Genomic DNA, 13,299 nt, shown 5'->3' with positions numbered 1-13,299 from the left:
TTTTCGCATCATTCTTTTGATATAATCTAATCAGCCCATAACGAAAAGCCGCCATTGGTATTATCCTGAAAGAACCTTCTGAAAAACCTCCACCTTCTCCTGCTCCTGCTCTTGTTCTTGCTCCCGTTCCTCGTCCCGCTCCTGAATCTTACACTTCATTTCTCTCACAGACAACACCGAGGCCATCAGGCTCTGGGTATAGGGATGATTCGCTGAACTGGTCAGCTGTGAACTCTCCACAACCTCAACCACTTCACCCTGGTACATGACGGCAATCCGATCACTAATCTGTTGCACCACTGCAAGATCATGCGATATGAAAATAGATGAGATTCCTGTTTCCTTTCTCAACTCCACCAACAAATCCAGGATCTGCTGCTGAATGGAAACATCCAGTGCCGAGGTGGCTTCATCGAACAGGATGATGTCCGGCTCTACTCCAATCGCACGAGCAATGACTGCTCTTTGCTGCTCTCCCCCGCTCAGTTCATGCGGATATTTATCCGCCGTAGCGGCAGATAATCCTACCCGTTCCAACAGCCTGAGCACTTCCCGATCCGCTTGTTGGCCCTTCATTACTTTATAATTAATGAGTGGCTCCCGAATAAAAGCTCCAATCTTCATTCGCGGATTAAAGATAGCCGAAGGCTCCTGAAAGACCATCTGAATCTGCTTTCGTTGCTGGCGTAACGCCTTCCCATTCAATCGAGTAATATCCTGTTTACGATATTGAATCTGCCCTGAAGTCACTCGCTCCAAATGGGTTACACATCTCGCCAGTGTACTCTTCCCGCTACCACTCTCCCCGACAATTCCCAGACATTCCCCGGGATACAGCTGCAAATGAACAGATTTCAGTGCATCCACTGCCCTGTGTCCCTTTAACTCATAGGTTTTGCACAGATTTCTCAGTTCCAGAATCGGTAACCCCTTATGAGCCATGAACATTTCCCTCCAATTCAGGTACAGCACTCAGCAGCTTGCGAGTGTATTCATGCTGAGGATCGGATATGACGCGGAAAGTATCTCCCATCTCAACCAATATACCGTCCTGCATCACACCAATTCGGTCTGCCATATGCGCTGCAACGGCAATGTTATGTGTTACGATAATCATGCCTGTCCCTTGACGGGAACGAAGTTCGCTCAATCGGTTCATCACTTCATTCTGTGTCGTCACATCCAGCGAACTCGTCGGCTCGTCCGCAAGCAGAAGCTCTGGTTCCATCGTAACCGCCATGGCAATCGCTGTGCGCTGTTTCATGCCTCCACTAAGCTGCGAAGGGTAGGAACGCATAATCCGTTCGGGATCATCCAGTCCCATGTCCGCGAGCATACTCTCAGCCAGAGTATAAGCTGCTTTTTTGGACAAGGTAAAATGAGTTCGAATCGCTTCAATATACTGACTGCCGATACTGCGAATGGGATTAAGATACGATCCACTGTCCTGAAACACCATAGCGATCCGTTTTCCGCGTACTCCGCCCCAATCAGACTGTGAATCACGCAATAGCACTTTTTCTTGAAAAGAGATCACTCCCCCGGTGTATTGACCACCTTCAGGTAACAAGCCAAGCAAAGCCCGAATAAGGGTCGACTTTCCGCTACCACTTTCACCTACAATCCCGATAATCTCTCCCTTATTCATGAAGAAGGACAGGTCCCGTAGAGCCAGAGAATCCCCCTTGTAGGTTACGGACAGATGATTGACACTAAGCAAGGGCTCCATTATTGCCCAACCTTAATATTACGATCCAGTAGATAGAAGTCGATGGGATACATCGTCGCGCCGTGCACGGTACTTTTACTTACAATATTAATCGGGGTATAGGTCAAAAACATATAGGCTGCATCATCCAGAATTATCTGCTGTGCCTCTGCTGCAAGGGCATACCTTTTCTCCACGTCAAACTCGGAATGAAGGCGAGTAATTACCTCATCCAGCTTCAGATTGCTATATCCGCCCACATTCCATTCCGCACCCGTCATGAAGTAGAAATCCAGAATATACTGCGGGTCACCCGTGATGCCTGTATTAATACTGGTCAAAGCGAGGTCGTAATTTCCGCTCTTCTGATGATCGGTTAGATCCTCATAGGAGGTCATCTCCACCTGAACGCCAATCTCTTTAAGCTGGGACTGCATTGCAGCAGCCACAATCGAATCAGACTCGTAAGCGGAGTTCAGAATCAGCTGTAGCGACAGCTTCTTGCCATCTTTTTCACGAATGCCATCGCCATCTGCATCCCTGTAGCCAGCCCCATCCAGCAACTGTTTGGCTTTCTCCGGTTCGTAACCATATCCTTTGATCTTGTCATATCCAAAAGGCAGCGCCGAGGTAAATGGACCTTTGGCCGCCTGACCTCCCACCAGCGTATTGGCATACATCTCCCGGTCTACACCATAAGAAATCGCTCGGCGAACCTCCTGATCACTCAGTAGCGGTTTGGTTGTGTTAAACCATACAAACTGGGTACGCAGGCTAGGAATTTCATCAATGGTGTATTGACTCTTGTCCTGGAATAGCGTCAAATTGCTACGTCCCACGTTACTGGCTACATCAATCTCTCCAGACTGCAGGGCAAGGGCACGTGTGCTATCATCCTTAATATATTTCAACGTCAATGTGTCTACATCTGCCGCACCGCCCCAGTACCCGTCATACTTTTTCACCTGGATCTCCTGATCCGGCGTATAACCTGTCACCATAAATGGCCCCGTGGCGATAGGCTCGCTCTTGAATTTGGATGTATCTGCACTCGTATCCACAATGACAAACAGTGGCTCGGCAATATTACCAAGCAGGGACGCATAAGGCTCTTTCGTTTTAATCGTCAGATCTTGTCCTTCAGCAGTCATTGAGGCTACGGGTACAGTCGCTTGTCCTCTCTCGTTTAACTCAATGGAGCGTTCAATCGATGTTTTCACTGCGTCGGCAGTTACCTTATTTCCGTTATGAAAAGTTACACCTTCCCGAATATGAAAGTGCCAAGTCGTGTCATCCACTCGTTCCCAAGTATCTGCAATTTTAGGGACCAGCTTCATATTCTCGTCAAACTGGATCAGTGTCTCCCCAATCGCTGCACGCGTCAGCGTCCAGCCATTCCATTCTTCTGCCGGGTCCAGACTGCTGCCAAGCCAGAACAGGGCCACATTCAGATGAGTCAGTGCACTTGTCGTACCCTTGTCCGTAGCCGCTGACTTCTCCGTTGCACCAGACGAGGTCGATGGATTATTGGCAGTGCCGCAAGCTGCAAGCAAGAACACAACGAACATGGATACGATGGTGAGCAACATTGATTTTTGAAAATTCCCCTTCATTCCGGTTCCTCCAGTTAAGCTGTATTTTTCTTGGGATCAAGCACATCTCGCAGACTGTCTCCCAGTAAATTAAAAATAATGACGGTGCTGAATATCGCCAGACCCGGATATATTAAAAGCCATGGTGCAGTCTGCAGATATCTTCTGCCTTCATTTAACATGGCCCCCCACTCGGGGTTCGGTGGCTGCGCGCCAAGCCCAAGAAAGGACAACCCCGAGATCGACAGCATCATACCACCCACATCCATCATCGCCATGACGATGATTGGAGACATCATATTAGGCAGGATCGTCCTGCCAATGATCTGTATCTTACGTGCTCCGCTGAAAGCAGCGGCAGCCACATATTCCTTTTGCTGAAGGGAAATCACCAGGCTTCTGGCCATCCTTGCATACTTCGCCCACCAGACAACCGACAGTGCCAGCACTGTATTGAACAATCCCGGCCCAAGCATCCCCACCACAGCGATCGCAAAAATCAGGCCCGGAAATGCCATTAAGGTATCAGACAGGCGCATGAGCACCATATCCGTTACCCCCCGAGCGAAACCGGCGATGACTCCAATCGCTACACCTAGCACAAACACGATGCCAATCATCATAAAGGTGAGCAGCAGCGAGGTACGAGCACCGTACAGAAGACGAGATAATACACATCGACCCAGCTGATCGGTTCCAAGGGGATATTCAATGCTGGATGGGTGCAATACTTTGGCAAAGTTCGTTGCAAGTGGGTCGTGTGGTGCAAGCAGCGGTGCAACCATGGCAAGAATAATCCAGAAGGCGGTCAGAGACAGCAGGAAGGTGAACCAGCGATTCTGCAGTAATACCAGTCTGAAGGCTCTCATCTATATATCCACTTCCAGTCGGATTCGGGGATCACGAAGATGAGTCCATACATCAACCAGCAGATTCAGGGTGACATATATGATCGCCATCCAGATGACATATCCCTGAATCAGCGGATAATCCCTTGTGAAAATCGCATCTACAGCCATCTGTCCAACACCCGGCCACACAAATAAACTTTCCACAATCGCTGCACCACCTAACAAAGCACCTGTTGTCATACCCATAAGGGTAACGATCGGCAGCAGGGCATTGGGAAGAATATGACGCAAAATAATGATCGATTCCTTCACACCTCTGGATCTGGCTCCGATCACATAGTTCTGGCTTGTCTCCTCAAGCAGGATCGCACGAATCTGTCTGCTGTACTGGGCAACAAGTGGAATCGCGAGAGTACATGCAGGCAGAATCAGGCTGTACCATCCGGAGTTGCCCATTACTGGCAGCAGCTTCAGTTGTACACCGAAGACCAACATGAGTAACATACCTAACCAGAAGCTGGGCATCGATAATCCGGCAAAAGAGAACAGACGAATGACGTGATCAAGCCATTGGTTACGGTAGACAGCCGACAGCATCCCCAGTGGAAAGGAAACCAGAATAACCAGAAGCATAGCGCTTCCTGTTAGCCAAAGCGTTGCCGGGAGCCGTGCCATCAGCACGTCCAGTACTGGACGATTGTATTTATATGATGTACCGAAGTCTCCAGTTACCACCTGTCCCAACCATGTCCCGTATCGGTAGAAAAAAGGCTCATTCAATCCAAGCTCAGACCTCACCTGCCTGACCAGCTCATCGGATGGCGTTACCCCTGTAGACATAAGCATAAGTCTGGCTGGATCTCCAGGAGACAGGTAGGTTAGCAGGAACGTCAGGAACGTGATGCCGAACAACACAACTACCAGTTGTAATAATCGTTTAACGATATATCTGCTCAATTGCTCTAACGTCCTTCCCCAAAACTCTATGTATGTGCCATGATGTTCTTCGTTCATAACAAAAAAAGCGTCCCTCTCCGTGTTACTGGATGAGGACGCCTTAAACAAACAGATTTTCAGAAAAAATCATGCTCTCTAAACACCTTCCTATCTCCCGTAGGGTACTACTGTGTTTGTTAAACCTGGCAGGTCTCCTGGCTCCAGAATCATCGTCACTTGCAGCTCCTTCCCGGTCTAAACCAGTGGATTATCGCTACCTGACTCCTCTGTTACAGTGGCGGGACCGCGCCGGTATTACACCGGACTTCCCTATTAAGCTTCCACCCTGACGGGCAAAGCACCAAGTTCCACATATTCAATTACACTTCTGTATCAGTATAGCGGGACAACGTTTAATGATCAAAACTTTTCTTTCAAATTTGAAACACTAGGTGCGTCTAATCGCGAATTCTCGACCCCTTCGGAGATACGCCCGTCACACGCTTAAACATCTTGGAAAACAATAATGGGTCCGTATAACCGACAGAATGGGCCACTTCACTGACCGACAGCCCTGGATTCTGAAGAAGTTGGGCAGCACGATTCATACGGTACTCCAGAAAAAATGACTGTAGCGACATGCCATATCGCTCTTTGAATAATCCCGATAGATACGTGCGATCCAGCCCCACGGCTTGGGCAATATCCAGTATGGAAGTTCGCTGACTGTACCTGTTCTCCATAAATTGCACCGCCTGCCGGATGTATGTTTCTTTGTTTGAAAGGAGCTGCCCGACCTCTTCCTTCACAGGTGAAGAAGAGATTAATTCTGCCATCAAGCGGTACAAGAGACTCTGGTTCAACACATCACCTTCCGGTCGCGTGGAAGCTTGGACCATCTCCGTATACAACTGTTCCATCGTAATCGTATCATGGACATCATATATCGGGCGCTCCGGGCTCAGTTGGGCACGTTGCATGAATGCTTTGGCTTGTACACCTTTGAAGCCGAACCACGAATACGTCCAGGGCTCCTTGGGATCTGCCTCATAATGAATAAGCGTATCCGGGAAAATGATAAAACCCTGTCCCTCGCTAAGCTTGTATTCCTGGTCCCCCATGTACACGATGCCCCGTCCTTCATGGATGTAATGCACAATATAGGAATCACGTACACCCGGTCCCCAATAATGGGCGGGTTCACACGCCTCCCACCCGAAGAACAACAAGACCAGTTCCATCTGTGTCCAGTCCGTGGCTACCACATTCATCTCTATTTTTCTCATTTTATGCCCTCCCTTCTTGTTTCCTTCCGAGGCTCACCATCTATATGCCTAATTAAATTATAACAGCTAAAGAACATAAATATTAGTTGAAAACGGAAACAAAAATGGGATTATGCCATGTTTGAGAGGGGTTGAGCCATAGTTATATGTGCCGAATCGGCCTATAGTTGGGGTACAACATTTTTCAGGGAGGCTGAATTTAAGATGAACAAAATTACGTTTCTCGGTGCGGGAAGCACCGTCTTTGTCAAAAATGTATTGGGTGATGTCATGATGACCGAAGCACTGCAGGACTTTGAATTGGCATTGTTTGATATCGATGCTGAACGTTTGAGCGATTCCGAGCGTTTGCTGACCAGTCTGGCCCGTTCACTTGGAAGTCGTTGCGTCGTGAACGTATATCATGACCGTAAGGAAGCACTGCGCGGAGCCAAATATGTCATCAACGCCATCCAGGTCGGTGGATATGATCCATGTACCATTACGGACTTCGAGATTCCGAAGAAATACGGACTGCGTCAAACGATTGCAGATACACTCGGAATAGGAGGGATTTTCCGTAACTTGCGGACGATTCCGGTTATGCTGGATTTTGCCCGGGATATGCAGGAAGTCTGTCCGGATGCATGGTTCCTGAATTACACCAACCCAATGGCCGTACTTACCAACGTCATGAATGTGCATGGCGGGATCAAAACCGTAGGTTTGTGTCATAGTGTGCAGGTATGTGTACCACATCTGTTTGATGCACTGGGGATCGATCAGACAGGTGTTGTTGCTAAAATTGCAGGGATCAACCACATGGCGTGGTTGCTCGAAGTTACCAAAGACGGGCAGGATCTGTACCCCGAGATTAAACGTCTGGCGAAGGAAAAGCAGAAAGAACAGCATGACGACATGGTTCGTTATGAATTGATGCAGCGATTTGGCTATTATGTAACGGAATCGTCCGAGCATAATGCCGAGTACCACCCTTACTTCATCAAGCGGAATTACCCGGAGCTGATTGAACGCTTCAACATTCCACTGGATGAGTATCCACGCCGCTGTGTGAACCAGATTGAAGGCTGGAAAGAAATGCGTACCAAGCTGTTTGCCAGCGAAAATATTGAACATACCCGCAGCCGTGAATACGCATCGCATATTATTGAAGCCATGGAGACGAATAACCCGTACAAGATTGGCGGCAACGTCATGAACAACGGACTGATTACGAACCTCCCGCGTGAGGCATGTGTCGAAGTACCTTGTCTGGTCGATGGATCAGGAATCAGTCCTACCTACATTGGGGATCTGCCTCCACAACTCGCGGCATTGAACCGGACAAACATCAACACGCAACTGCTGACCATTGAAGCGGCAATCACCGGCAAAAAGGAACATATCTATCATGCGGCCATGCTTGATCCACACACGGCTGCTGAGCTGTCTATCGATGACATCGTAGCGATGTGTGATGAGCTGATTGAAGCTCACGGCGATTGGTTGCCAAAATACACGTCATAATATAAAAGCACCGTTCCTTTGCAGCCAAAGGGGACGGTGTTTTGCTCTTCAATAACGCTCATCCACTGAGGCGTGCATCACATCACTATTATGAAATGTCTCGCCCCCTTAAACCTTATTCGGCAGGAAGCAAAAAGCGATAACCAATGCCAGGCTCCGTCTGAATATACCGGGGCTTGGTTGGATCTTCATTTAATTTCTTGCGCAGATGTCCCACATATACCCGAAGATAATGGCTGTCGGACTCATGATGATGCCCTCCCCATACTTGCTGCAAAAGCTGACGCTGGGTGATGATCTTCCCCGCATTCGAGGCGAGCACCTTCAGCATCTCATATTCCGTTGGTGTTAATTTGACCAAAGTCCCCTCCAGTTCGACTTGCCTTTGGGCCAGATCAATTGTGAGTGATCCGAAGCGCAGTATCGGCTCATCCGTCGTTTTGGCTACATGACGCAGCGCCACCCGAATACGGGCGACCAACTCACCCATCCCGAATGGTTTGGTCACATAATCATCTGCACCACCATCCAACGCGGCAATTTTGTCTCCCTCCTGATCCTTCGCTGTCAGCACGATAATGGGCACTTGTGACCATTCGCGAATGCGGCGAAGTACCTCCATACCAGACATGCCTGGCAAACCCAGATCAAGGATGATCAGATCCGGATGTACAATACTCGCCTGAATAACACCCTCTGCGCCCTCCCCACACTCGTGGAGTTCGAATTGATGTGCCTGAAGAGTGACCTTGAGCAATTTGCGAATCTGCGGCTCATCATCGATCACCAGTATGCGAGCCCCTAGTGGTGCATTCATCTTATTCTTCAACCTCTCCTTGTTCTGAATAGGGAAACCGCGATCCGTGGGCCTCCATGGGGAGTTCTATGCGCATTCTCGTTCCCCCGCCCGGATTCGGCTCTGCCACAATGGTACCTCCGTGGACTTCCACAATGCCTTTGCAGATCGCCAGACCAAGCCCTGTTCCTGTCACATGCCGAGTAGACTCTGAGCGATAGAACTTATCAAATATACGTATTCTTTCCGCTTCCGGTATACCGACACCTTGATCATCTACCCGGATCGTCAATTGAATTGGACTCTTATTACTCGTCACAATGATAACAATCTGGCTCTCATCGGGCGAATATTTGATGGCGTTGCTGACGATATTGACCAGCACCTGCTCCAGCAAGACTTCATCTCCGTAGATGAAGGCCGGATCATCAGGCAGTTCAACTTGAATGTTGCGATGCGGACTGAATTCCCGAACTTGTGTCAGTACAACGCTTATTATGTCTCCCACGTCACACCATTTCCGGTTCAGTTGCAACATGCCGCTCTCCAGCCGAACCATACCCAACAAATTCGTGACAAGACGATTCATGCGCAAGGCCCCATCCCGAATGTTGCCTGTTAATTCTCTCCGATCCTCGGGTGTAAAAAGAGTATCATTCTCCAACAATCCCGTAGCCGAGCCGATAATGGCAGTTAGGGGCGTACGCAATTCATGAGAGACAGAGTCCAGCAGCGCTGTGCGTATACGCTCTGATTCAGCAGTGATCTGCGCCAATCGGGCCTCTTCCGCCAGCTTCACTCGGGCAATGGCACCTGCCGCCAGTCCACCGCACGCCTCCAACAGACGAAGCTGCTCTTGCTGCTCATGAGACTCGCCAGCGTCCATACTCACGGCGAGCACGCCATGTATCTGCTCCTCTGTACGCAGCGGCACATATAGTCCGGGAGATTCCCGTAAAGCGGATGATCCCTTACCTGCGATCTGTCCGTGATGATACACCCATTTGGCAATGGCAATCTCCGACTCTCCACCCCCCCAGCTATCCATTTCCCCTTCTAATGCGGGTGAAGAAGAGCTTGTAACCAGTAGGTCCCCCTGACCATCGGGAAGATACACCGCTGCTGGTTTGCCCAAGGTGAGCGAAACCTGGGTTGCTATATTCACCTGTAGCGTATTCAGATCGGTAATGGCTGTCATCTGACGACTCAATGCGTACAGGGAGTTAGTTGTGGCTTCACGTGCTTTTACCATCTCCAGTTGTTGTCGCAACCGACCTGCAAGACTTGCTGTCAGGATCGCCACCGCAAGATACACGACAAAAGAGATGAGATATCTCAAATCCTCGACCGTAAAGCTCAGATATGGCGGGACAAAAAAGAAGTCAAACATAATGACACTAAAACTCGCGGCATATACAGCGGGACCCATTCCCCAATACACAGCACTCACCAGAACGGGAAACAGGTATACAAGCGCTACGTTAACCAGATCACCACTCATGCCAATGGCATGAAGCAGCAAAGTTAGCAGCGTCACCCCGAGGGTCACCCATACATATGCCGGAACCCGTTTTCCATGGGATGCCTGCATTTCTTTTTTTATTCGTTCAGACAACATCTATTCACATCCCGCTCCGTTCCTCATCGTAATCTGCAACGATTAATACATCCAGATGCCGCGACAACCGTACAAGTCGGTTGACCACCGAACCTGAGCCGCGGTAGCCATTCAGCCACCACACCCGTCTTGCCTGCCCGACTACCAACTGGGTTGCTCTCGCCTCCGATGCCTTTCTTGCCAAAATCTCAGGTACTTCGCGCAACCTTGGACTGTGATGGATATGAAATTGACCGCCAAGCCGAATCGTCAGTTGCTCCAACGCGTCCAGATGGCACTTCACTTCGGCACTCATGGATTCACCGATGTGGATATGATGTACGTGCCAGATGGCTTTTAGACGGAAAGCCATGCGGAATCCACGCCGGATCAGCCGCTCGGCATGATGATCACTGCTTACACATACAAAGACCGCTTCCTGTCTGCGCCAAGGTCCTCGAAGTGCAATTTTAGCTTGTTGTGTTTCAAGCCGTTCATCGACATCGTCCGCCAGTTCGCGCAGGGCAAGTTCTCGCAAAGCAATCAAATTACCGATTTTGAAGAAATTCGCAAGGGCTTGCTCGACCTTGGCAGTTGCATAGATTTTACCCTCCCTCATGCGCTGCCGCAAGGCCTGGGGCGCCACATCAATCAGCTGCACCTCATCCGCCATCTGAATGATCCGATCGGGTACGGTCTCGCGGACACGAACACCTGTAATATGTTCAACGGCATCATTTAGACTTTCGAGATGCTGTACGTTCATTGTGGTAATCACCGAGATGCCTGCATTCAGCAGGAGCAGGACATCTTCATAACGCTTTTGCAGGACACTCCCGGGTATATTCGTATGTGCCAGTTCATCCACAAGCACCACTTCTGGGCAAAGATGCAGAATGGCCTCTGTGTCCATCTCTTCCAGACGAGTTTCCTGATAAACTCGCTGCACGCGAGGGATCACAGATAAATGACCTATCTGCTCCACGGTTTCCGCCCGTCCATGTGTCTCCAACAAGCCAATCCGCACATCGATGCCCTTACGGAGCAAATCATTGCCTTCCCGCAGCATCATGTAGGTTTTGCCTACACCGGGTGCGGCTCCGATATATATTTTGAATGTACCCCGCTGGATCTGGCCAATCTGTTCCTTCATCTCCTGCTCACTTAGTCTGCGGTATGTCAGTGACTCCACTTCGTTTACTTTGGCCGGGACCACACGTTCACCCTCCCGGGCCGCTCGATCAGCAACCAGAAACAGATCCACACCACGTAATCTGCGTAGCAGCGAATTAACAACGGACCCTTGCCACAGTTCCTGCCAGCGCGTACGCCGGGAATGTCCCATCACAATCCGGGTAATCTGATGCTCCATTGCGTAACGTGCCAGTGTAGACGGGATGTTCCGACGGTGTAATACAGACAGCTCCTCCATATGGCCGCCAAACTTCTCCACCAGCTTGATCATATTCCGCCGAAATACGGTTGCCTCTTTGGTTAATGGCTGCTTCATATTCCGAAAAACCACGGCGCACAGATCACCATTCAGTCGTTTGGCAATCTGTTGTCCCCGCCGGATATAGATCGAACCATTCCAATGATATTGCGTGGACACCAGAATCCGTTCCGCGATGCCTGTTGTCACCGTAATTCCCATCTCCTCCCGATGCTCACGCAGGGATTCATTCACCCCTTCTGCAACCAATCTCAGGGCCAATTCGCGCAGAATACCCAGATTGCCTTGACGAAATACAGCTTCTCCCTCACGCCCCTTCAAGTGACCTTCTGCCAGACGGCTCAGTATCGTTTCCGGCGTGACGTCAATCAGCTTGACCTCATCCGCAAGTTCCAGTGTATCCGCGGGTACGGTATGTTCTGCTGCGATACCTGTGAGCTGCCGTGCCAGCTCGGTATAACCCTCCAACTCATACACATTCACCGTTGTCATGACACTGATATTGTGTCGGAGCAAGAATTGAATGTCCTCCAGCCGGGTAGCATGTCGGGCGCCTTCCCGGTTGTGATGTGCCAAACCATCCACCAGCACCACCTCCGGATTACGCCCCAGGAGTGCATCCAAGTTCAGATCCTTCATCTCTGCATCATCACTCTGGCGCAACCAGTGAATGCTTGGAATCCGTTCGAGTGTGCCAAGCTGCTCTACCGTTTCCGGTCTGCGCATCGTCGATACGGCACAGATGACCACATCAACGCCCTGGTCGCGCAACGCATTTCCTTCACGTAACATGTGATACGTTTTGCCCGATCCGCTGACGGGGCCGATGTAGATTTTGAGCGTACCCTGCTGCAGCTTCTTAATCATCTTCAGCATCTCTTCCGGTGACTTGCGCTTGAAGCTGTCTTCCATCCGTCTCTCTTCCCCTTCCCTTTATAATAGGATTAAAAAAAACGGAGAAAGCCCCTCACGATATGTCGTGAGCAGGCTAATATGTTAACTCGTTAGTTCAGTTCGGCTGTCAGCGCCAGATTCAGAGCCGTTACATTCACACGAGGTTCCCCAAATATACCCATCTGACGGCCTTCCGTATACTCATGTACAAGTTGTACAAGCTGCTGTTCACTAAGCCCAGTAGCTTCGCTAATACGCGGGATCTGTGCCTCAGCGGCTTCGGGAGAGAGATCCGGATCAAGTCCAGAGCCTGAAACCGTCACGAGATCAGCAGGAATTTGCTTTAATCCGGGGTTTTCCTGCTGAAGCTTAGCCATCTTTTCCTTCATCTCGCTAATATACTCCTCTGAAGCTACGGCACGATTCGAACCGGCTGAAGCCGTTGGGTCATAACCGGCATTCGATGCCCGGGGCTGGAACAGCCCCGGCGATTGGATTTCCTGCGCCAGCAGTGACGAGCCGATAATTTTCTCATTTTGCGTAATCAGACTGCCATTCGCCTGCGCAGGGAAGAGAAGTTGGGCTACGCCAGTCGTTACAAGCGGGTAGATTAGACCGCAGATCACCATCAGCACGACGGATAGCCGTACGGCGGGTAAGAACATGTTCATACAAATCAC

The 13,299-nt window shown here is 49.9% G+C and carries 11 protein-coding genes and 1 riboswitch; of the genes, 1 reads left to right on the top strand and 10 read right to left on the bottom strand.

Going from position 1 to position 13,299, the window contains the following annotated elements:
• Positions 1-60: 60 nt before the first annotated feature.
• The 6 genes from NLBNIHML_RS18695 to NLBNIHML_RS18670 all read right to left on the bottom strand — a co-directional run bounded on the left by NLBNIHML_RS18695 (position 61) and on the right by NLBNIHML_RS18670 (position 6,373).
• Positions 61-942, bottom strand: a complete 882-nt coding sequence (locus NLBNIHML_RS18695) for an ABC transporter ATP-binding protein (protein WP_494352500.1) — start codon at positions 940-942, stop codon at positions 61-63.
• Complete coding sequence (locus tag NLBNIHML_RS18690) at positions 932-1,729, bottom strand: ABC transporter ATP-binding protein (protein ID WP_494352499.1); 798 nt, start codon at positions 1,727-1,729, stop codon at positions 932-934. The genes NLBNIHML_RS18695 and NLBNIHML_RS18690 overlap by 11 nt, the downstream gene beginning before the upstream one ends.
• On the bottom strand, positions 1,729-3,321 hold the full coding sequence (locus tag NLBNIHML_RS18685; RefSeq protein ID WP_494352498.1) for an ABC transporter substrate-binding protein: 1,593 nt from the start codon (positions 3,319-3,321) through the stop codon (positions 1,729-1,731). The genes NLBNIHML_RS18690 and NLBNIHML_RS18685 overlap by 1 nt, the downstream gene beginning before the upstream one ends.
• Positions 3,322-3,335: 14 nt before the next feature.
• Positions 3,336-4,169 (bottom strand): nickel transporter permease, encoded by an 834-nt coding sequence (nikC, locus tag NLBNIHML_RS18680; protein ID WP_494352497.1) that lies wholly within the window; start codon positions 4,167-4,169, stop codon positions 3,336-3,338.
• Positions 4,170-5,165, bottom strand: a complete 996-nt coding sequence (nikB, locus tag NLBNIHML_RS18675) for a nickel ABC transporter permease (protein ID WP_494352496.1) — start codon at positions 5,163-5,165, stop codon at positions 4,170-4,172.
• Positions 5,166-5,275: 110 nt separating this feature from the next.
• Positions 5,276-5,468: riboswitch (cobalamin riboswitch) on the bottom strand.
• Between the two features lie 77 nt (positions 5,469-5,545).
• A complete protein-coding gene (locus NLBNIHML_RS18670) occupies positions 5,546-6,373 on the bottom strand; it encodes an AraC family ligand binding domain-containing protein (RefSeq protein WP_339258333.1) in 828 nt (275 codons plus the stop codon).
• Between the two features lie 204 nt (positions 6,374-6,577).
• Between NLBNIHML_RS18670 and NLBNIHML_RS18665 the strand changes: the two genes are divergently transcribed.
• Complete coding sequence (locus tag NLBNIHML_RS18665) at positions 6,578-7,879, top strand: alpha-glucosidase/alpha-galactosidase (RefSeq protein WP_047841509.1); 1,302 nt, start codon at positions 6,578-6,580, stop codon at positions 7,877-7,879.
• Positions 7,880-7,994: 115 nt separating this feature from the next.
• Here the strand turns inward: NLBNIHML_RS18665 and NLBNIHML_RS18660 are convergent, their stop codons facing one another.
• From NLBNIHML_RS18660 to kdpC, 4 genes are all read right to left on the bottom strand, one after another.
• Complete coding sequence (locus NLBNIHML_RS18660; protein ID WP_494352495.1) at positions 7,995-8,696, bottom strand: response regulator; 702 nt, start codon at positions 8,694-8,696, stop codon at positions 7,995-7,997.
• Between the two features lies 1 nt (position 8,697).
• Complete coding sequence (locus NLBNIHML_RS18655) at positions 8,698-10,293, bottom strand: ATP-binding protein (RefSeq protein WP_494352494.1); 1,596 nt, start codon at positions 10,291-10,293, stop codon at positions 8,698-8,700.
• 4 nt (positions 10,294-10,297) lie between these two features.
• Positions 10,298-12,637 (bottom strand): histidine kinase, encoded by a 2,340-nt coding sequence (locus tag NLBNIHML_RS18650; protein ID WP_494352493.1) that lies wholly within the window; start codon positions 12,635-12,637, stop codon positions 10,298-10,300.
• 92 nt (positions 12,638-12,729) lie between these two features.
• On the bottom strand, positions 12,730-13,290 hold the full coding sequence (kdpC, locus tag NLBNIHML_RS18645; protein WP_494352492.1) for a potassium-transporting ATPase subunit KdpC: 561 nt from the start codon (positions 13,288-13,290) through the stop codon (positions 12,730-12,732).
• Positions 13,291-13,299 lie beyond the last annotated feature (9 nt).

It is taken from the genome of Paenibacillus sp. JNU01, from assembly GCF_059130585.1.
Note: the sequence above shows the minus strand (reverse complement) of the source record. Positions and strands in the feature narration are given on the sequence as shown.